Origin of the sequence: Acinetobacter populi, assembly GCF_002174125.1 — a bacterium.
GTDB classification, from domain to species: Bacteria; Pseudomonadota; Gammaproteobacteria; order Pseudomonadales; family Moraxellaceae; genus Acinetobacter; species Acinetobacter populi.
This window is the reverse complement of the sequence record NZ_NEXX01000002.1, coordinates 80,388-102,033: the sequence shown is the minus strand read 5'-3', so window position 1 is coordinate 102,033 and position 21,646 is coordinate 80,388. Positions and strand designations below refer to the sequence as shown.

The following is a 21,646-nucleotide window of genomic DNA, read 5'->3' as shown; positions in this document are numbered from 1 at the left end:
AATGTATAAGTATTTTAGTTCTTTAACACAAGAAAGTATCCAAAAAAATAAAGAAGCGACTCTGAGTATATTGGGGATTTCGCATCCTGGACTACGTGATGTTCTAGGACAGCAAATGTCTCAAGCTATGGGCGAAGATCAATCATTTTTATCTTCGCCTGTGATTGAACAAATGTTTGCTTGGAAAAAAGGACAGCCGACTTTAGATGATTTAAGTAGTGAATTACTTCATGCAAATGTGATTGATGCTCTGGATCACAAAGAAAATGGAGCTTATCGTTTTAATCGTAACTACCAGCCTTATGTACATCAATTACAGAGCTGGAATGCTTTGTTAGAAGATAAAAAATCGATTGTTGTGACTTCAGGAACGGGTTCAGGTAAGACGGAATGTTTTATGGTACCCATTCTAAATGACTTGTATGAAGAATTTATTCAAGCAGGGCAATCCTTAACTGGTGTACATGCATTGTTTTTATATCCACTCAATGCACTGATTAACTCACAACAAGAACGTTTAGATGCTTGGACGCGGCATTTCCTACCATCGAATGCTATTCGTTATTGTTTATATAATGGTAATACACCAGAGCATAAATCACAGAAAACTGGAGAACAAAATCTTCATCCGAATCAAGTATTCACACGTGAAGAGTTAAGATCAAATCCGGCTCCTATTTTGGTGACAAATGGCACCATGTTGGAATATATGATGGTGCGCCAAATCGATGCGCCTATTTTGCAAAAATCTCAAGGAAAATTGCGTTGGATCGTATTGGATGAAGCTCATAGTTATATGGGCTCACAAGCAGCTGAACTTGCGATGCAACTACGTCGTGTTCTACATGCATTTGGTGTAGAAGCAAAAGACGTTCGCTTTGTCGCAACATCTGCAACGATTGCAGGTGCAGATGCAGAAGAAAAACTGAAACAATTTTTATCAGAGATTTCAGGTCAAAGTATTGAGAATATTTTGGTGATTGGTGGTCAACGTGAAGTACCTTCATTAGCTTCGGTTGAGAGTAATCTTCTGTCTTTTGATAAATTAGTGTCTATTGATGAAGGACAAGAGATTTCCTCTGAGCGTTATCATAAACTGTCTGGACACCCAATCGCACTGACTTTACGTGAATGTATCTGCTCAGAACGTGCTTTAACACTAGAAGATTTATTCAAAAAAACACTAGAAAAAGATTTTCAGCTATCTCAACAAGAGATTTTAAAATGGTTAGATCTATTAACCTTTACAAAACCTTCTAGTACGGAACAAGCTTTTCTCAAGATTCGAGTTAACTATTATCAACGTGTAACTCATGGATTATGGAGTTGTATAAATGATAAGTGTGATCAAAAATCTGAAGATCTAAAAAACTGGAGCTTTGGCCAGGTCTGTGCGACACATCAAGAAAACTGTGCCTGTGGAGCACCTGTATTGGAACTAACGTTCTGTAAGAGTTGTAAGGAACCACATTTATTAGGTTTATTGGGTAGGGAAGATGTTCTGAAACAATGGACAGTTGAAGTTGAAGATGAATTTGCATTACTTATTGATAATGAAACAGAAGAGCAAGAAGAACGTGAGTTTAAAAATGCGATAAAGAATCGTTTAGTTATATTTTCTTCGAATGAAAATAAAGACAAAAACTATCGTCGAGATCAACTGAACTTAGATAATTTAAAACTTGGGGAAATTTCTAAAAATGCCTTAAATGTACATTATCTTGAGCCTCATAATAGCAGTGATCCAGTTTTATGTAGTAACCCTGAGTGCGGCTCAGAGGGGTCCAAGTATGATTTACCGTTCAAGCGTGCGATTTTAGGTGCACCTTACTATATTACGCAGACTGTTCCACAACTTTTACAATATTGTCCAGATATTGATCAGAATGATATTGATGAAGCAAGCAAAAATTTTAGTGATCCAGAATTTATTGACGGTGAATTTAAAGATCTGAAAGATTGTTCACCATGGGATATGCCAGCGAAGGGCAAGCGCTTAATTACCTTTACAGATAGCCGTCAAGGTACTGCACGTTTATCTGTCAAGATGCAACAAGAAGCAGAACGCTCACGCTTACGTGGTGCTGTACTTAAAGCTTTAATACAACATACAAAAGCACAAGCAAAAAACGTAGATCCGATGGAGATGCGATTACGTCATAGACTAAGTGAAGCAGAGAAAGAAGGAAATGTTGCCAGAATAGAGTTTTTACAAGATGAGTTAAGCGATTTAACAGCCAATAAGCAGCCAATGAATGCTCCTGAAATTAAATGGCACGACTTATGTCTAGAGTTAGCGAAAGATTCTGATTTCAAAAATGGAATTTTACTAGCAAATCGTCATATTGCAGGTGAAATTTTTGAGGAAGCAGGACCACTTAAACTAGCACAAATGTTACTAACACGTGAGTTTTCACGTCGACCTAAAAATGCTAATAGCTTAGAAACTTTGGGGTTAGTAAAAGTTAATTACCAAGGATTAAAAGACTTAAGTGATCTACCTAACTATTGGAAAGAGCAAAAATTAAGTATTCAAGATTGGCAGGATTTTATTAAAGTTATTCTAGATTACTATATTCGTGAGAATACAGTGATTGATCTTGCTGAAGAATGGAAACAATGGATGGGTGGACCTGTACGCCCTAAGCATGTAGTTAGCTTTGAATTAAGTGATCAATTTAAGAAAAGAGAGGATGGCTCAAAAGACAATAGTATTTTGGCGTGGCCAATGGCATCGGTGTCTAAAAATCACCGTCTAGTCAAACTTTTAGTGTTAGGTGCAAAATTAGATCTAAGCTTGCAAGCACATCGAAATATAGCTGATGATTGGTTAAAAAAAGCATGGCAAGTATTAGAAGCTGAATTCTTAGTTGAAGATGGAAATTCAAAATATCATCTTAGAAAGGAAAAACTAACCTTTAGTTTACTGGATAAAGTCTTTTTATGCCCAATTACGCATCGTTTAATAGACACTACCTTCAAAGGGTTTACACCTTATTTACCGATAAGTTTGCCACAAAATACTGATAAATATAAAACCGAAGAAATGGCTTTTCCAAAGCTATGGCAGTTTGATCATGAAAATCTAACTGCACTTCACCAAGATTTAGCAGTGAGCAAGCTAAGATCACTAAATTTATGGACAGACTTGTCGGATAGCGCAGTATTGGGAGGATTCTTCTACCGTACAGCGGAGCATTCGGCACAGCAGTCGGCAAATTTACTCAAGCAGTATGAAACTTACTTTAAGGCAGGTAAGGTTAATGTCTTAAATTGTTCGACGACCATGGAAATGGGTGTTGATATTGGTGGGATATCAACAGTGGTTATGAACAATGTTCCTCCACATCCTGCCAATTATTTACAACGTACAGGGCGAGCAGGACGTGGTAGTCAATCACGTGCTATTTCTTATACTATTTGTAAAAATAATCCACACGATCAGCAAGTGTTTAAGCAACCATTATGGGCTTATAACACAGCAATTCAGGCACCTCATGTGAGCTTTAATTCACAACGGTTGATTCAGAGACATATCAACGCACAATTACTTGCCATATTTTTAATCAAAGAAATAGGGGAGACTGATATTGATCGACCTAAACTAGATTTGAAATGGTTTTATCTTAAACAAGATGGTCAATCTGATTCAATTTGCGACACCTTTGAAAAATGGTTAGTGGGCAAAGCAGTAAAAGATTATCAACAAGTATTAGAATTTTTGAAAAAAGGCACAGCATTAAAAGATATTGATAATGCAGAAATCATAGATGCTTGTGTGACAAAAATCCGAGAACTCAAGATAGAATGGTTGGAAGAATATGTCATCGTTGAAAGAGAGTATCAACAAGAACTAGCTACGAATCCTAATAGCAGTTATCTTTATCGATTAACATGCGAAAAATACCGTTTAACCCAAGCATACTTATTATCTGAGCTAGCGATGCGTAACTTTTTACCAAGTTATGGTTTCCCAACAGATGTGATTACCTTTGATAATACGAATAAGCTAGAGAAAGATCGTTGGGATAAGCTTTCAAAGAGCAGAAAAACAAAGGATTTGGAAAGTCACCTTGATCGCGAGGATAATTTATCGCGAGTAAAAGGCTTACCAAGCCGCAATATTGCTATTGCTATACGTGAATATGCACCAGGTGCAGAAGTCATCGTTGATGGTCGTGTCTATACATCGAGAGGAATATCACTTGCATGGCAAAATATTCATAATGAACATGAGAAGAAACCACAGAAATTTGATTATGCTTGGATGTGTCATCACTGTGGTCAAACAGGGCTAACATCGGGTGTTTTGTCGAATGAAGAGCAGTTGATATGTACAAATATTGAATGTGGCGAAATTATTAAAGATGTTAAAAAGGTATTACGTCCGAATGGGTTTAGTGTCGATTTTTATGATAAACCTAATAATGATGTTACTACGCAAAAATATATTCCTGTTCAGATACCTTGGGTAGGTCTTTCAGAAACGGCTTTAAGTTGGTCATTGCCACATGCTAATTTGGGATATTTAAATTTAGATCCAAATGGGCATGTATTTCAATATAGTTCAGGTTTAAACGGCACAGGGTTTGCCATTTGTATGCAGTGTGGTCGAGCCGATTCAATGGAAGAAAGTTATGATGGTGAAGCGAAGTTCCCAAGTACCTTAACTCCAGATCGTCCACATAAGGCACTTAAAGCTCAAAAAGATGGTGATAAATTTAAGCGACCAGATTGCGGTGGTTCAAGCGTCGTTAAATCTAATATTCATTTAGGCTGTCAAATTAAAACCGATGTATTGGAAATTGTTTTAAAACATCCGACTCGTAATGAATACATTTTAAAATCTGAAGAAGGTACAATCATTGCGACCACATTGGTTGTGGCTTTACGTCAAGCAATAGCGACTAAATTGGGTATTGCTGCTGATGAATTGGGTTATGGAATAAAAGTTAAGAAAATTGATGATAAAGCAGTTTTAGTTTTACAAATTTTTGATGACCTAAGCGGTGGGGCGGGTTTTGCGACTACAGCTGCTAATTATATTACTGAGGTTTTAAGATTACTTGTAGAAAAACTGAACTGTATAGATGATAGTTGTAATTCAATTTGTGGCAAATGCTTGCTAGATACTCAAACAAGACATGATATTGAAAACTTAGATCGTACTTTGGCTTTAGAATGGTTGGGAGATGATTTTTTAACTTATTTAGAGTCTCCAATTCCTGAAACAGAATTTATTGCTGGAACCCCATTTTCGATTATTGAACAGTATTTAAACTATGGAGCAACTCAGGTCACATTCAGCTTAACAGGTGAGAGCGAAGACTGGGATGTTTTATGTACTGCAATTAGAAAAAAACTATTTAAGTTTTTGAACAGTAATATTAAATTAACTATTGTGGTTTCGCCCACTTTGCAAGTGACAACTCAATTACAACAAGAAATGTTGGCTTTGGAAAAAATTGGTCTTTCATTTGCAGTAAATACCAATCTAAACTCTGAATATTTGTACGCTCAGATTGTAAATCAGGATCAAATAACGACCTTATATAATCAGTCAGCAGAGGTGAGTTGCTTTAATGAATGCTGGTTGGAGAGTCAAAGTCCAAGTTATAAATCAATATCTTCTCCAGAATTGCAGTTGCAAAAATTTAGTTTTGATTTTAAGACGATTGAATCTTATGAAAATGAGTTTCATCAGTTAAAAATTGGTGAAGATTTTAATGACCAATCTGTAGATGAGTTTGCTAAAAAATTCTGGAATAAAATTTTTCCACTCACAAAATTAAATGATCTCACAAATGATGAGGTTGTAGAGTTGGAGTATTCTGATCGATATCTCCAGTCTCCAGCAAATATGATTTTGATTACTGGGTTATTTAAAGAAATTAAAAAGTTATTGGGTAGCCGTCCAAAAATTAAAATTATAACTTTTTTCAAAAGAAAAAATGTACAGGAAGATAAATTGTATTCGGATTTTAGCCAATCAGATGTATGTAAAGATTTTTTTGTACAATACTTTGAAGATCAATTATCTCAAAAACTAAATTTTCATTTATCAAACTCAAAAATAGATCATGCCCGTTACTTCATTTTTACATTGCAATCAGGTAAAAAAATTGAAATCCGAATGGATCAAGGTGTTGGGTATTGGCAGATAAAATATATTAACTGGTTAGAAGTTAAAGAAGCAGGAAATTTTCCTTTTAATGAAAGCTTTCAAAAACAAATTTTGTGGGTAAAACGGCAAGATAAAAATATATGTGTTAGGAGTGAAGAACACTTTAAAACAGATATATATGTAACTAAATCTTGAAGTAACCATCATCATGGGTAAGAATCAGATTTGAAAAAAGATGTTTGAAACTAGTAGTATGTAACCACATAATGACAGATATAACATCACTTGCTCAACTCATTCGAGAGTTGACATCATGATCCGTATCGATGAAATTTGGCTCGCTACCCAGCCGATGGATATGCGTGCAGGTACAGATACTGTACTTGCTCAAGTCTTGAAAGCCTTTGGCTGTGTCAAACTTCATTGTGCTTATCTGTTCTGCAATAAATGTGGTCATCGTATGAAAGTGCTGGTACATGATGGATTGGGTATCTGGCTGTGTGCCTGGCGGCTGGAACAGGGTAAATTTCACTGGGCGCACATCCATCAGGGTGACACGATGGGCATCAGCTCAGAACAATTACAAGCACTGATTCAGGGTTTACCTTGGCAGCGGATCGGACGACAGCAGGTGATCGACACCCTCTAAACGAAGCAACTGAATTCCACCATCCTCCAAACAGCCTATTCCATCTATAACCTGATCTCAGGCATACTGTGGTCATGAATACACTGCCTAATTTAAGCTAACTGACCCATGAACAATTGTTGGAATTCACCAGACAATTGGCAATGCAGCATCAGCAACTCACAGAAGATAGCTCAGGCACTGAAACAGATTGTATTACAGCAACACGTCATGCATGCAGATGAAACGCCAGTGACAGTGATGCAAATTGGTGAGAAGAAACCCAGAAAAGGTTATGTCTGGGTATATACCACCACACAGTACAATTCGGTTCAGGCAGTTGTGTATGACTTTCAACCAAGTCGATCAGGACAACATCCTCAAGATTTCCTTAAAGGCTGGCAAGGTCAATTGGTCTGTGATGATTACAGTGGTTATAAGGCATAGTTCAAAAATAACGCAATTATCGAAGTCGGCTGTATGGCACATGCCCGTCGTAAATTCCATGAGCTGCATGTGACTGGTAAAAGTCTGATTGCCGAGCAAGTCCTATCATTGATTCAACAATTCTACCAAATTGAAGCAGAATTAAGAGAAATTCCAGACTGTACAGCAGAACAACGACGACAGCGAAGGCAACAGGACGGTGAACCGATCATGCAGCAACTGTATGAGTGGATGAAGGAACATCAGTTCAAAGTACCATCGAGTTCGCCTACAGCAAAAGCGATCAATTACAGTCTAAAACGTTGGCAAGCCTTAAGCCGTTATTTGGATGATGGTAACTTACCAATCGACAATAACTGGATTGAAAATCAGATGCGCCCTTGGGCATTAGGACGTAAAAACTGGCTGTTTGCAGGTTCACTGCGAAGTGGGCAACGGGCAGCCAATATTATGACTTTAATTCAGTCGGCTAAACTCAATGGGCTTGATCCTTATGCTTATTTAACTGATGTCCTTACAAGGTTACCTACCCATAAAATGAAAGACATCGAAGAATTACTACCACATAAATGGAACCCTACTTGAGTTTAAGTGGGGTTCAGCGGATGCTTACGTTTAAGGGGGGGGCAGCGGATGCTTACAATGAAAATCCTACTTCAATAGCTAAACCTTCTCGACGGTAATCATCAAACATTTAATAATCGGAATTTGCGACCATCGGAAAGCTGATCGTGCATAAAATTCAGTGACCAGACCTGATTTTCTCGGATCGGTTCTTTCAGTGGTTCAGGCGCATGTCGTTTTAGTCTTTTTCTCGGTTTAATACGCAGATTCAGTGCCAATTCACAGTAAATGCGATAAACCCGCTTGTGATTCCAGCAGTGACTCTCAACATGCCGTAAATATGAGAAGCATAGACCAAAGCCCCAATCGGAATTTTCCTCAGTGAGTTCAATGAGCTGTTCTGCAATGAGTACATTGTCATCACTGAGTTTAGCCTGATAGAGGTAGCAGGTTTCACTTATGCCAAATGCAGTACAAGCCAAACGGATACTAACTGAATGGTGGGCAACCGCCTGTTGTGCCATCTGACGTCGACAAGATGGCTTCACCACTTTTTTGCCATCACTTCCTGAATAATCTCTGCCTTTAATCGCTCTTCAGCATACATTTTTTTTAGTCTGGTATTTTCTGTTTCCAACTCTTTCAGCAGTGCCATCAAAGATGTATCCATGCCGCCATATTTAGCACGCCATTTATAGAAGGTCGCATTACTCATACCGTGTTCACGACAAAGGGCAGAGCAACAGGTGTGCCAGACTCCGCTTGCTTCAAGATGGACATGATCTGGCTATCAGTAAATTTAGATGTTTTCATGCAGAATCTCCTGCTTGTATCTTAAGAGAAAATTCTACTTGTAGATCCTTTTATTTTTTAAGGGGGATTACCAGTACACTTTACACCCTTTATAAGTCTCTTTGTATGTGCCAATACTGGGCAGATACAGTCTATTCAACTTCTTGAATTTCCCATATATTCCGATCTATTGTGTTTAGATGTTGTTCAAATCTATCTTTGTGTATTGCTATACAAAGTAGCTGAGTTGCTCTTGAAAATCCTACATACGCCATTTTTGTTGATTGGATAATTTTATCATGGCTTGTTTTCAGTGTTTCAAGAGTTTGAGGAATTGTTTGGATACCTAAAAATTGATTTCTAAGACGTTCTGATTCATAGTTTCCATACCCCTGATTATAGAATGATTCTAAATATAGTGTTGCATCATGTGTTTGCCCTTTGACTGAATGCACACTGGTAATTTCCATTTTTAGATTATTTTCTTCAATCATATTTGAAACATAGGAATGATTTTGATTAGATTGGTTCAGACCAGTTTTATCATTATTGATAAAATCAATACAGTGTGAAGAAAGCCTATGATTTTCTTTAAAATAAGAAATGAATACAGGAATATAAGTTTGTAAGTCAGATAAGGCCTGATCTCTGTCATTTTTAATTACTTTTAAACAACATTGATATACTTTTAAATTTAGACCTGCATAATTTAGTTCTGAGTTTACCTTTAAGTGTTTAATTAAATTTGAAATTGTATAAAGACGATTTTCATTTGTTGCAATATTTTCAATTCTTAAAACCTTAAGTAGAGCATGAAAAATATTTTTTCTAATCATAGATAGAGTGGTATATTTTTTATCATAGAAATGGAGGTAGCTTTTTAAGCAATCATAATCTTCTTTTGGTCTTTGCTCATTTTTTTTAAAAAATTGATGATAATCTTCCAATCTGACTTTAGCTATATTGGAGCGACTAGCTTCATCATCCTTCCAATCAGTATTCCAACATATGACTTTTATTTGTAGAGGTTTGTCTTGACGAGTGCTAAGTTCACCAGAGTTTTTGTATTGTTGTACAAGTTGAGAAAAATAAGGGATGACTGCTTTAATATTTTCATTTGAAAACAATAGAATATGAGGTTTAAGTTGGCATTCATTCATTCCCTGTATATCTGAGCAGTGTTCTGGATAAAGTGCAAAATTTTTAACAATACTTGCGATAGGTCTACTTAAACGTTGGCTATTTGAAAGGTGAAGAACATTGTCTCTATCTTGCCAAATTGAAGCTACTTTTACTGAATTATAAATAGATTGATTTTTGTCTCCGATTCTTTGAATTACAGTACTTGAATCATTATTTTCTGTAAATATTTTTTCAATAAGCTCATATTGATGAATATCCATATCTTGCATTTCATCAATATACACATATTTAAATTTTTTATTAATAATTTTGTGGATAATAGGATAATTAGTTATATATTTGTGTGCTAAAGCATAACAATCGCTAAAGCTAAGAATACCAGTTTTTAGTAAATTAATTTTTATGGTTGCTAATTCTTTATATGTCTTTGTATGGCTACCAATTTTTGGAATATTTATTTCGTTATTGCTCCAAAAGTGCTGAAAGATTCCTGTATTACTTATAAATGAATTACTTAATATATCAATATAATTTATGCCCCGTTTTGAAAGAGCTGCTTTTGTATTGTATGAAAGAGAAAACTCTATTTGTTCTGCATAAATTTCATTATCAATACGTAGCGGTTTTTTCTTAAGTTTAAAAAGATAAAAAGGGATAGCTAAAAACTCATTTATGAAACTTTGTATAGTCCCCACAAAATTAGGGTAGCGGAACAATTTTGGACAGTATTGATGAATTCTTTCTTTAATTTCATCCACTGCCGCATTGGTATGAGATAGAACTAAAATTCCTGAACCATCAGATAAAGGAAGCTTGGTTTCTAAAATTAATAGTTTTGCCAAAAGAGCTGTTGTTTTTCCACTACCCGGAACAGCCTGTAAATCTATCGTAGATAAATTACGGATAAATTTACGTCGCTCGTCATCAAAAGTTTTACCTTGAGGTAATAAGATACTTTCAGCGTATTGTATATCTTCATCTGTGATTTCAACTGTTTGTGACATATCTAATCGCCTCAATTAAATAATAAATACTATCTGTAGTTTCTGCTTCATTTAGATGTAATGTTTGATGCGAGAGGTCTTTAGCTATCTCATCTAAATCATGAGCAATTTTATAGGCAATTTCTGTCTTTTGGAGTCCTTGTTTGAATAATTGTGTTGCTAGTTCTAATTCAAAATCTTTATCATCAGCAAAAATTTGGGGATGAATAGCCTTAGCATTTGTTTGAAATATTTCTGTTAACTTTGGTGACTTGAATAAACAATATTCGAGTGTCCATTGAGGAGCGGGGAAATATTTTAGATTACTAGTGGATTTAGCATTAATTTCAGCTATTTTTTTTGTGATTTCTATTGAATTATCTTTTTTTACATATTTAGTTACCTCCTTTTCTCCGACTTTTTCAGTTATTTTTTCATAAGTTCGAATATCGGTGTCAGTAATGATTACCACAGGAATGGTCATGTGTGGTGGATTTTGTCTAAGGAAAATATTTGCATAGTGTTGAAAACCAACTCCACCAATATTGACAACTGAAATGCCTTTGGCTGTTAAATCTTTTCCTATTGCTTTTGCAATACTTGGAATTAAGATTTCTTCTGCCCATCCTTCGACAAGAATTACGCCTTTAGCAAAGAAAAGGTTAGCTTTTGTAGTATCGAGAAATTTTTCAAGATATATATAATTTTTTTCATCTAATTTTGTGTAGGATTTCCCTAAAGGAAAAGCATTACCTTTATTACATAGGATTAAATTTTCCAGTTTGACTTTTGATGCTAAATTGGGGCTATGTGTTGAAAGAATGAGTTGAATTTGTTCTTGTCTTTGTAAGGCTTCAATGACTTGCATTTGAGCTTGAGGGTGTAGGTGAGCTTCTAACTCTTCAATCAATCCTAAACGTAAACCATGCCAATCTTTTTTATTTAGGTGAAGTAACTCTGCTGCCATAAAAAGTCGATTTAAAGTTCCTAAACCTACATTTCTTTGTGATTCTAAAAAAAGAGAAAACTTTTCTAAAATACTTTTTAATTCTGTTGATGAAACATTAAATTCAGTAAAAATACCTTCATTGTAGAAATCTTTAATATAACCATCAATTTTGTCTTTAATTATCCTCCCATCGTCATAAGCTTTTTTTACAGGATTACCATCTTTATCGATAAAATTTATTTCTTCACCTTTAAAATATTTTTTTAAATTTGTATTCAGACCTTCAAACATATGAACGAGTTCATGATTTTGATCTTTATTTTTAAAAGTAGGATCACCTAATAAAATTTGGGAAAGGCGCGAGTTTCGTTTTGAGATTAACTCATTCTCAGCATCTCTTAAAGGTCTTAAATATGTTGTTTTAAGATACTCTTTAGCTTCTGCTGTTAATAAATAACCCTCTGAGTCAGAACCTGCCTTTATATCAGACGGATTAATTTTTTTATCATTACGAGTTACATCATAATTTAATTTTAAAAATGTTCTAGCATCAGCTCCAGTACCTTTCCAACCTAACCATTCTATAAAATTTTTGGCTTCTTCATCTGTTAAATCACTAAATTCAAGCTCAATTCTAAATCGTGTAGAACCATCAAAAAAGTCTTTATCTTCTACCTTGATGTAATCGTAGCTATGAGTTTTTAAAACCAATTTAATGGCCTCTATAATTGCTGTTTTTCCCGAATCATTTTCACCAATTAGCACATTAAGACCTTTGGTAAAATTAAGGTCTAAACTAGGTTTAGTTAGATCAAAAGTACTTCCAACTTCACCGTATTTTCTAAAATTCCAAAGTTTTATGTTTGATAAGTACATAAGTTACGCTATTTGAAGTAAGTAAATTCTTGTATAAATCATTTATATCATAAGTTTGTGATATACATAATAAATCCATTATAAACTTTAGTCCCTTTAGCCTTAATTTTTTGCTCTACTAGAATTGTCTTAATAAGTAAGAGGTTTGATTCATTTAGATATTGTTTGCCACGATTTATAAATAATTTATTAACTAACTATTTTATAAAAAGATTCCATCTTAAATAGTGGCGCAAATTCAGTCTAGCTGTTGGGAGTACAGATTAAGATAAGGAAAAGTTTACTCGTGAGTAATAATGCAAACTTCAAATATTTTAACTAAATTATTTAAATCGCAGAAATAGCCAGCAATGTTGGCTTCAATCCAAACCTCTTGATTGGGTACTTTTGACCAGTCAATACCATAACCACAGAAGGCAAGGAGGTGTTCAAAAAATATACGTTGAGTGCGTCCATTGCCTTCTCTAAAGGGATGGATAATATTAAGTTCACAATATAGATCAGAAATTTTTTGAGTAAATTCTTGTTGATCTAACTGTTGAAAATAGTTTTGTTGCTCAAGATTTTTAAAAATTTTATTGGCTTCAATTTCAATCCGGGAAAAAGTACAGAAGCGAGTATCACCCTTTGAAATATCTACTTGTCTAAGCTCACCAGCCCAGACATATACATCTGAAAATAGTTGATAATGAATAGATTTTAGATAATTCAAATCATAAGGTGGGTCGGTATACTCAATTTGGGAAATAGCAAGTTCCGAAAAGTCTTTTTCAGCTTGGGATAGTAACTCTTGGTTCTTAATATTTAACTTATTTTTTGAGGATATTAGAGTTAGGATAACAGTATAGTTGGTCGCCAGAAGCACTATATTTATCCACGATTTTTTTAGCCTTTATTGGTTTGTTGATATTTTTTTAGCAATTGTGCTTTGGTGAGTGGTTGATTAACAGAGGATACCTGAAAGCCTTCAAGTACCAAACTTGCTTGATAGTTTTTTAAACGGGTTTGTTGAATGTATTGTTTCTTTTTTTCAAAAGTATTTAACATTGTGTCTACTCAAATAAAGGCTATTTTGTATAGGGAAATTTTAGCATAGAAATCTAGAAACTATAAATAAAGTGTAATTTCGCCAGTACAGAATTTTGCCCAATCAGCCATCAATGCTTTCCTTCTTTCAAGATAAGCCCCACATAAATAAGCAGCCTCGACATCGTCAGGAAGTTTATGGGCAAGTACATGCTCACAGACTTCTCTAGAATATTCGGTCTTATCGGCTGACCAGTCACGGAATGTTGATCGGAATCCATGTGAGGTGATGATACGATTTTGTTTAGGGTCTATAATCCTGCATTATTTTTTTCAAGTTGCTCTGCGTGCATATGTCTGATGAGTGAGGTAATTGACATATCAGATAACATATCACCATGAGGAGCTATGAAAATATAAGAACCCAAACTTATTCCTAAAATATAAATTACATTGATTATGAGCTTTAACCGCTATAAATCGAATAAATATTTAACAAATCAATAGCAGTCTATATTCACTATTCTTTTCAGCAGGTGCTCTGTGAACACAGGGTAAGACTTGTTGTGTTGGATGATCCACCGCCAAGCGCCAAAGATTTCCTAAACCTAAATTTACAGGTTTTGCATTAGGTTTAGGCTGATAATGTAAATCAAAAAAATAGTCTTCTAGAAAATTTTCAAATTCAGCTTCTGGGCCGTCATGTAATTTTTTGAGTTTTTCCCTAATTTCTGGAATTAAAATTTTTTGCTCAACCTGAGCATTAGGCAGGATATCACTCGCAGCGCCATAATAAGTACATAAAAAAGTATCTGTTTCTATGGGTGAGCGATCAATATGATATGAATATACATCTGTTGAAATAAAATCTAGTTCTTTATCACGTTCATAACTTTTAATTAAATTAAGAGAGGGAGTGGCTCCGACATCAGTTAATAGCTGTAGATCCTCTAGGATAATTTTCCTTGCTAGGTTACCTTTTTCTGAAAGTTGCAGGGCTAAAAGATCCTCAACGGAAACTTCTGTAATATTCTCATTTAACTTAAGTTTAGCCACAATCTCTTTAAAATCGCCAACCAAGTTTCTGTACCAGCAAATAGCATTCTTATCTCCTTGAAAATTGAAATTTACAAGTTCCGAAAAAGTAGAAACCATTTCAATTTGATTGTTGGCCGATAGTATATTTTTCATATTCGAGATCGATATCCTCATCTGAGAAGTTTAAAATAAAAAAATTCAGAGCAAAATAATCAATAAACTGACATAACTAAAATAATCAAAGGTAATCCTCCGGTGAACACACATTACTAAGCTATCAAATTTTGTAAAAATTCATGATTTTAGTTTTATTCTAGGTAAAAACGTCTGTATATGACAGCAATACCTCTATGTATTCTGATGATGTAAAGAATAAAGCAGAAGATTTTACTTGTAGATCCTTTTATTTTTAGGGGGGATTACCGATGATTCACAGCGCAACATTGTGGGTGTGGCCTGGGACTACAAGAATGTTTCGTTTTATACCGAATATGTGATGAGTAAGAATGATCCTTTTGTTGGTGGGACAAGTAGCTCACTTGCCGAAGGTGATGATGGTAAATGGAATAAGTTATTAAATCTCATGCTGGTTTATAACTTCTAAATTGACAGAGTTAAAGAAGGATTCTGGAGTTTTTCAAATCCTTCTCTTTAGCTTAAAAGTATAAAAGGATTGTAATCGTGCAGATAAGGTTTGAGCTAGTACACATCACTATAGGTGCGACGTTTCCTTTTTTAGATTTCAGCATCAACAGCCGCTAATTCTTGATTCATAACTTTCGTACCCATTTAATAAATAAGTAGGTACGAAAATACACAGTTTTATTTACAGTCTTGATATCAATGGTGGGTAATTTTAAGATTACCATTCAAAAGTTTCCTCTTTATTTTCAAATTTTGATGAGAAAATTTCCCAATTCTGTTTGATCATCTGACGTTCTCTTTGTTGTACTTATACTTAAAATTTCAACTTAGCTAAAACAGAATTTTGCCCAATCAGCCATTAAACTTTTCCTTTTTTCAAGATAAGCACCTCGTAAATAAGCAGCCTCGACATCGTCAGGAAGTTTATGGGCTAGTACATGTTCACAGACTTCTCTAGGGTAATCAGTCTTATCGGCTGACCAGTCACGGAAGGTTGAACGAAAACCATGTGTCGTGATAACACGGTGTTGTTTAGGGTCAATATAACCAGTACCATCTTTTTCAAGTTGTTCAGCGTGCATGCGTCTAATCAATGAGGTAATTGCCATATCAGATAACATACCACCTCGAGGAGCAATAAAAATATGTTCACCAAGGCCTTTATTGATTTCTACAGATTTTAAGAGCTTTAAGGCTTGATCAGATAAAGGTACTTGATGCTCTTTCCCAGCTTTCATACGTTCCTTTGGAATTGTCCAGACTTTTGATTCAAAATTGATCTCATCCCATGTTGCTCCGAAGATTTCACCAGAACGGCAAGCGGTCAGAATTGCAAATTCTAGTGCTTTTGCAGCAATACCGCCTTTAGTTTGTAGATGCTGCATGAATTTTGAGATATCAGTATAGGGGAGGGAGGGAAGTGATTTCACTTCACGTTTGAGTTTGCCAAGGATAGGTTCAAGATTTCCTTTCCATGCAGCAGGATTATCTCCAGAGACATATTCCATCGCTTTTGCATAATCAAAAATGTTTTCCAAACGTCCTCGAATACGTTTAGCCGTTTCATTTTTTTCAATCCATATTGGTTCTAGTACAGAGGCAATATCAGCTTTGGTGATGGTTCCAATAATACGATTGCCTAATGTTGGAAACACGTAAGTTTCAATTGTTGAGGCCCACTGGGTTGCATGTTTTGCATTGCTGAGTTCACGAGCTTTATTTGCAAAGACAATTTGAGCACATTCCTGAAAGGTTTTTTCTCGTTGTTTTTGAATGCGCAGTTGATTTAATCGTTGTTGTTTTTCATGTAATGGATCAATGCCATCACGAATTTATTTTTTTAGTTCACGGGCTTTTTCTCGCGCTTCTGCAAGTGAAACTTCCGGATAAGAACCTAGACCAATATCACGACGATGATTTTTTAATTCACCATAATCGTTTGCTCGTTGTCCGACTACAACACGTAATACCCATGCACGGGAATTATTAACAATACGTAAATGTAAGCCATCAACACCGCCAACCGCATGTCTACCATTTTCCTTAAGTTTTGCTACACTCATTGCAGAGAGTTCTTTTGCTTTCTTAGGCATAAGAGGTGATTTTTGTCCCACATAATAACCCACTTAAAGTAGCAGTTTTAGTTAAATAATACAAGATGCTATCGGAAAACTATTCATATTAACTATATGATATTAAATGGTTTGTAATATATTTCTGGACTATATCGGATGTTACTTTTGCGGATTGATCCTCTGCCAAGATTCAAGAAAACCTGTTGAAATATAACAGGTTTTTTTTATGTCTAAAAATTGAATAAAGATCGTATTTTGAGTCTTAATTCTATTTGATCAGTAAGGTTATTTAGTTTGGAATATTCTCACAATAACCATATAGGATCAGAGAATGACCCTTTAAAACAAAATTATGCTGTTTTGCAATTTCTTGGATTCTATCTTCAATTTCTTTATCTTTAAATTCTATCACTTGATGGCTATGTTGACAGATTAAATGATCATGGGAGCTGTCCTGCATTATTTCAAATACAGCATGGTGACTATCAAAATTATGTCGTTGGACAATTCCGGCCAGCTCAAATTGTGTGAGAACACGATAAACTGTAGCTAATCCAACATCTTCTCCCTGTTCTAACAAAATTTTATAGATATCTTCGGCGCTTAAATGACGTTTTTCCGAATGTTCCAGTATTTCTAAAATTTTGATGCGTGGTAATGTGACTTTCAGTCCAGCTCTGCGCAAATCTTGATGGGTAACTGCCATTTTGCTCTCTTTTACTTGCCAAAATATTGATATGAATTTAGGTTGAAATGTTTGTGTCAAATTTACTGTATATAAAGCTTAGAAAAACAATAAATTTCTATAGTTCAGCATAATATTTCCCTGAATAATTTAAAAAGCACTTGTTCAAATAAAACTTTTACTCAACAAAACAGGGATATTTCTTTGAAATAGGCTTTTCAACAGTATTGTTATGTTATAACATAACAATACTGTTTTTCAAATCTTTCTATGAGGATTCTGGTTTAGTCCAACTCGAATCTTATAAAGGCTAAAGTGATATAGAAATGGAATTATTTCCTTATTTATCTGTGTTGATCCTGCTTTCTGCATGTAGCAATTCAGTAACACGGCAGAATCAAATAGTAAACTTTTCACGGACAAAAGTGATACAGCAGAAAATTAGCGATACACTAGAGAAAATAATACCCGCATTAGTAATTCAACCCATTCCTGATGATTATCAGACATGGCTCAATCAATTAGATCATAAACAACAGGTAAATGATTATAAAAATTTTCTAAAAAAATATGATCTGAATGAAATAGTCCCCGATCATGACTTGTTGCGTAGTGCGCGGGATTGGCAAAAATGTTATGCCCCAGCGTTTGAAGTTCCGCCACAGGAAGTCTGGTTAAATATTATTCCAACCTTACAAATTCTAAAAAGACTGGTCGATGACAAGATTCTGGATGATTTTACTGTCACATCAGTGTATCGGAATTTTAATTTAAATCGGTGTGCAGGCGGAGCAGATTCTTCCCGTCATGTGTTTAATGCTGCGCTAGATTTCCGTATTGGACCAGAAAATCCACAACCAGAAGACTTCATCAAGATTGATCAAAGCAAAATCAAGTTATGTAAATTCTGGGAAGAATATGGTCAAGCCTTGAATATGGGGCTAGGGGTTTATGCTTCAGGACAGATTCATATTGATAGCTTGGGGTTTCGTACATGGGGACCGGATCATCACAGTGCATCTTCTCCATGTATCACATCTCTGGTTTCAAATTAAAAGAAGGCGTATGAATCATGGTAATGCAACTTCTTCCAGAAAAATATATTCATCAATGGGATAGCACCTACAGGTCACGGTGTTTTCCCCATCAAACAGCTTAAAGCTGCGAGATAAAATTTCTATCAATGCCTTAACTTAGTGAGATCAAGCCAATGGATACTAATTCCTTAGCCATGCCATCCAAACTTCCCGTGACTGTATTATCAGGATTTTTAGGTGCAGGAAAAACCACTTTACTTAATCATATCCTGAATAACCGGGAAGGGCGTCGTATTGCCGTGATTGTCAATGACATGTCAGAAGTCAATATTGATGCAGCTTTGGTACGTGAGGGTGGTGCAGAACTTTCGCGGACAGATGAAAAACTGGTAGAAATGAGTAATGGTTGTATTTGCTGTACTTTACGTGAGGATTTACTGGTTGAGGTGCGTCGTTTAGCGCAGGAACATCGTTTTGACCAACTGGTGATTGAATCAACCGGGATTTCGGAACCATTGCCTGTTGCCGAAACCTTTACTTTTGAAGATGAACAGGGACTTTCTCTGAATGAGTTTGCTCGTCTGGATACTATGGTAACTGTGGTAGATGCCTATAACTTTTTAAGGGATTACAGCTCTTATGATTCCTTACAGCAACGAGGTGAATCTTTAGGCGAACAAGATGAGCGTACAGTGGTCGATTTGCTGATTGATCAGATTGAGTTTTGTGATGTGATTATACTTAATAAAGTGGATTTAATTAATGCAGATGAAAAAGAACGTTTATTTGCCATTCTTCATTCTTTAAATCTACGGGCAAAAATTGAAATTGCTGAATTTGGTAAAGTCGATTTGGATAAAGTCCTAAATACCCAGTTATTTGATTTTAATGCAGCAGCACAGGCACCGGGTTGGTTGAAAGAATTAAGAGGAGAACATATTCCAGAAACTGAAGAATATGGAATCAGTAGTTTTGTTTATCGTGCCAGACGGCCTTTTCATCCCCAGCGTTTCTATGATTTTGTAAATTCCGAATGGCAAGGTGTAGTCCGTTCCAAAGGTTTCTTTTGGCTAGCATCTGATCCTACGCTTGCAGGTTCTTGGTCACAGGCTGGTGCAATGGCACGTCATGGTGTTGCAGGACATTGGTGGGCTGCTGTTCCACAGGAGCATTGGCCACAGGATTCCCAAAGTGTTGCAGCCATCGAAAAAAATTGGGATCCACGAACAGGTGATGCACGCCAAGAAATCGTGATGATTGGCATGGACATGGATCAATTGGGATTAACAGCCCAGTTTGATGCATGTTTATTAACCGATACTGAAATGGCAATGGGTCCCGAGGCATGGCAAGAATTTTATAATCCATTCCCAAACTGGGTATAAGACTGTTTTTTTAGGGACTTTTATACTGATTGTGCTGATTTTATCAAAGAGGGTATTTTGTATACCCTCTGCCTAATTAACTTAAACAGAGGCTTTAATTTTTAAAAGTAATTACTTTAGTACCTAAAATAAAAATATTTATTTCATGCAGTTAAAGATTTCCAACACATAGATATTTGATTTCTGTATATTCTTCCAGTCCATATCTAGAGCCTTCACGCCCCAATCCGGAGGCCTTTACACCACCAAAGGGTGCTTCGGTGGTCGAAATTAAACCAGTATTGATACCGACCATACCGTATTGCAGCGCTTCTGAGACTTTAAACAATCGATTGACGTTCTTGGTAAAAATATATGCCGCCAGACCAAATTCGGTATTGTTGGCTCGTTCAATCACATCATCTTCATCCTCAAATTTGAAAATTGGGGCAAGTGGAGCAAAGGTTTCTTCATTAAAGCATAGCATGGCATCATTGGCATGTTTAAGAATGGTGGGCTGGAAAAAACGCTCGCCTAAAGGTGAAACCTCACCGCCAAGAACTAGTTCGCCACCTTGTGAAATTGCATCCTGAACATGCTTTTGCACTTTAAGAACAGCTTTTTGATTAATCAGCGGACCAATATCGGTATCCGGTTCCAGTCCATTTCCGACTTTTAATGCGGCCACTTTTATTTTAAGTTTTTCGATAAATTGATCATACAGGCTGCTATGTACAAAAATTCGGTTACTACAGACACAGGTTTGTCCTGCATTTCTAAATTTACTATCAATAGTGCCCTGAACTGCTACATCAAGGTCAGCATCATCAAATACGATTAAGGGAGCATTACCTCCTAATTCTAAGGAAAGTTTCTTAATTGTCGGTGCACATTTTTGCATTAACAACGCCCCAACAGGAGTTGAACCAGTAAAACTTAATTTTTGTACAATGGGACTTTGGGTTAATGGTGGCACAATATCCTGTGCATATCCGGTAATGATATTTAATACGCCGGGTGGAATACCAGCCTGATGTGCAAGTTCTGCAAAGGCTAGTGCAGTAAATGGTGTTTCCTGTGCAGGTTTAACAATAATGCTGCAACCCGCAGCAAGTGCTGGTGCCACTTTTCGGGTAATCATGGCTGCCGGAAAATTCCAGGGTGTAATTGCCACACAAACACCGACAGGTTGCCGAATCGTCAGCAAGCGTTTATCGGTGCTCGGTGATGGAATGGTATCACCATACATGCGGCGACCTTCTTCGGCAAACCATTCAATAAAACTTGCAGCATAAGTGATTTCGCCTTCTGCTTCTTTTAATGGTTTTCCTTGTTCCAGTGTCATGATCGTGGCCAGTTCCTGTTTATGTTCAAGGATCAGGGCAAACCATTTTTTGAGTAGTTCGACACGATATTTGACGGCACTTTGTTTCCATGTTTGGTAAGCCTGATGGGCGACATCAATGCTCTCTTCAATTTGTGAGACAGTTAATGCAGGGATATGACCTAGTACTTCAGATGTGGCCGGATTAATGACTTCAATGGTTTGTTGTGAAGCTGAATCAATCCATTTTCCGTTGATATAGGCCGCTTGTTTGAATAAGGCGAAAGAATTTATGTCCATATTTATCTATTCCTGTGATGATGACTGATAGTATCTGATCCGTGCTGATCATTGAATTAAAATTACTGATAAATCATATTCTTAAATGTTAATTGCATGAAATTTTCAAACAATCTATTTGCAAAATGAATTTATCATGTAATATAT

At 35.8% G+C, this 21,646-nt stretch carries 10 protein-coding genes and 6 pseudogenes; 6 read left to right on the top strand and 10 right to left on the bottom strand.

Annotation, left to right across the window (positions count from 1 at the left end; all coding sequences use genetic code 11):
* The first annotated feature begins 1 nt into the window (after position 1).
* The 3 genes and pseudogenes from CAP51_RS06640 to tnpC form a co-directional block, all read left to right on the top strand.
* Positions 2–6,319 carry a DEAD/DEAH box helicase gene (locus CAP51_RS06640; protein ID WP_087619980.1) on the top strand — a complete coding sequence of 2,106 codons (6,318 nt, stop codon included), beginning with the start codon at positions 2–4 and terminating at the stop codon, positions 6,317–6,319.
* Between the two features lie 118 nt (positions 6,320–6,437).
* A complete protein-coding gene (gene tnpB, locus CAP51_RS06635; protein WP_140404407.1) occupies positions 6,438–6,773 on the top strand; it encodes an IS66 family insertion sequence element accessory protein TnpB in 336 nt (111 codons plus the stop codon).
* A gap of 162 nt (positions 6,774–6,935) precedes the next feature.
* Positions 6,936–7,784, top strand: a pseudogene (gene tnpC, locus CAP51_RS06630) (IS66 family transposase); the annotation flags it as partial.
* A 55-nt stretch (positions 7,785–7,839) separates the two neighbouring features.
* Here tnpC and CAP51_RS06625 read toward each other — a convergent pair.
* From CAP51_RS06625 to CAP51_RS06595, 7 genes and pseudogenes are all read right to left on the bottom strand, one after another.
* A pseudogene (locus CAP51_RS06625) lies at positions 7,840–8,576 on the bottom strand (transposase); the annotation flags it as partial.
* Positions 8,577–8,707: 131 nt separating this feature from the next.
* Positions 8,708–10,702 (bottom strand): UvrD-helicase domain-containing protein, encoded by a 1,995-nt coding sequence (locus tag CAP51_RS06620; RefSeq protein ID WP_087619979.1) that lies wholly within the window; start codon positions 10,700–10,702, stop codon positions 8,708–8,710.
* Positions 10,686–12,506 carry an ATP-dependent nuclease gene (locus tag CAP51_RS06615; protein ID WP_087619978.1) on the bottom strand — a complete coding sequence of 607 codons (1,821 nt, stop codon included), beginning with the start codon at positions 12,504–12,506 and terminating at the stop codon, positions 10,686–10,688. Before CAP51_RS06615 ends, CAP51_RS06620 begins: the two co-directional genes overlap by 17 nt.
* Positions 12,507–12,786: 280 nt before the next feature.
* Positions 12,787–13,384: pseudogene (locus tag CAP51_RS06610) on the bottom strand (putative adenosine monophosphate-protein transferase Fic).
* A gap of 7 nt (positions 13,385–13,391) precedes the next feature.
* A complete protein-coding gene (locus CAP51_RS06605) occupies positions 13,392–13,553 on the bottom strand; it encodes a YhfG family protein (protein ID WP_087619977.1) in 162 nt (53 codons plus the stop codon).
* A gap of 60 nt (positions 13,554–13,613) precedes the next feature.
* Positions 13,614–13,951 (bottom strand): annotated as a pseudogene (locus CAP51_RS17450) (tyrosine-type recombinase/integrase); the annotation flags it as partial.
* Positions 13,952–14,024: 73 nt separating this feature from the next.
* The gene (locus CAP51_RS06595; protein ID WP_087619976.1) at positions 14,025–14,723 is read right to left on the bottom strand and encodes a DUF1826 domain-containing protein; all 699 of its coding nucleotides are present in this window, start codon (positions 14,721–14,723) and stop codon (positions 14,025–14,027) included.
* A gap of 271 nt (positions 14,724–14,994) precedes the next feature.
* On the opposite strand from CAP51_RS06595, the pseudogene CAP51_RS06590 reads away from it, so the two are divergent.
* A pseudogene (locus CAP51_RS06590) lies at positions 14,995–15,174 on the top strand (hypothetical protein); the annotation flags it as partial.
* Between the two features lie 367 nt (positions 15,175–15,541).
* Here the strand turns inward: CAP51_RS06590 and CAP51_RS06585 are convergent.
* Positions 15,542–16,807 (bottom strand): annotated as a pseudogene (locus CAP51_RS06585) (tyrosine-type recombinase/integrase).
* A 271-nt stretch (positions 16,808–17,078) separates the two neighbouring features.
* Positions 17,079–17,495: a ferric iron uptake transcriptional regulator gene (fur, locus tag CAP51_RS06580; RefSeq protein WP_087619975.1), complete on the bottom strand. Its 417-nt coding sequence runs from the start codon at positions 17,493–17,495 to the stop codon at positions 17,079–17,081.
* A 305-nt stretch (positions 17,496–17,800) separates the two neighbouring features.
* Here fur and CAP51_RS06575 point away from each other — a divergent pair, with 305 nt between their 5' ends.
* The gene (locus CAP51_RS06575) at positions 17,801–18,529 is read left to right on the top strand and encodes a D-Ala-D-Ala carboxypeptidase family metallohydrolase (RefSeq protein WP_087619974.1); all 729 of its coding nucleotides are present in this window, start codon (positions 17,801–17,803) and stop codon (positions 18,527–18,529) included.
* A gap of 155 nt (positions 18,530–18,684) precedes the next feature.
* Positions 18,685–19,896: a zinc metallochaperone GTPase ZigA gene (zigA, locus tag CAP51_RS06570; protein ID WP_087619973.1), complete on the top strand. Its 1,212-nt coding sequence runs from the start codon at positions 18,685–18,687 to the stop codon at positions 19,894–19,896.
* A 151-nt stretch (positions 19,897–20,047) separates the two neighbouring features.
* Here zigA and CAP51_RS06565 read toward each other — a convergent pair whose 3' ends face one another.
* Positions 20,048–21,499, bottom strand: a complete 1,452-nt coding sequence (locus tag CAP51_RS06565; protein ID WP_087619972.1) for an NAD-dependent succinate-semialdehyde dehydrogenase — start codon at positions 21,497–21,499, stop codon at positions 20,048–20,050.
* Positions 21,500–21,646: the final 147 nt, after the last annotated feature.

Excerpts from the sequence above, each read along its gene's own strand:
- CAP51_RS06640 (WP_087619980.1), top strand. The coding sequence starts at position 2 with ATGTATAAGTATTTTAGTTCTTTAACACAAGAAAGTATCCAAAAAAAT.
- tnpB (WP_140404407.1), top strand. The coding sequence starts at position 6,438 with ATGATCCGTATCGATGAAATTTGGCTCGCTACCCAGCCGATGGATATG.
- CAP51_RS06620 (WP_087619979.1), bottom strand. The coding sequence starts at position 10,702 with ATGTCACAAACAGTTGAAATCACAGATGAAGATATACAATACGCTGAA.
- CAP51_RS06615 (WP_087619978.1), bottom strand. The coding sequence starts at position 12,506 with ATGTACTTATCAAACATAAAACTTTGGAATTTTAGAAAATACGGTGAA.
- CAP51_RS06605 (WP_087619977.1), bottom strand. The coding sequence starts at position 13,553 with ATGTTAAATACTTTTGAAAAAAAGAAACAATACATTCAACAAACCCGT.
- CAP51_RS06595 (WP_087619976.1), bottom strand. The coding sequence starts at position 14,723 with ATGAAAAATATACTATCGGCCAACAATCAAATTGAAATGGTTTCTACT.
- fur (WP_087619975.1), bottom strand. The coding sequence starts at position 17,495 with ATGGCAGTTACCCATCAAGATTTGCGCAGAGCTGGACTGAAAGTCACA.
- CAP51_RS06575 (WP_087619974.1), top strand. The coding sequence starts at position 17,801 with ATGGAATTATTTCCTTATTTATCTGTGTTGATCCTGCTTTCTGCATGT.
- zigA (WP_087619973.1), top strand. The coding sequence starts at position 18,685 with ATGGATACTAATTCCTTAGCCATGCCATCCAAACTTCCCGTGACTGTA.
- CAP51_RS06565 (WP_087619972.1), bottom strand. The coding sequence starts at position 21,499 with ATGGACATAAATTCTTTCGCCTTATTCAAACAAGCGGCCTATATCAAC.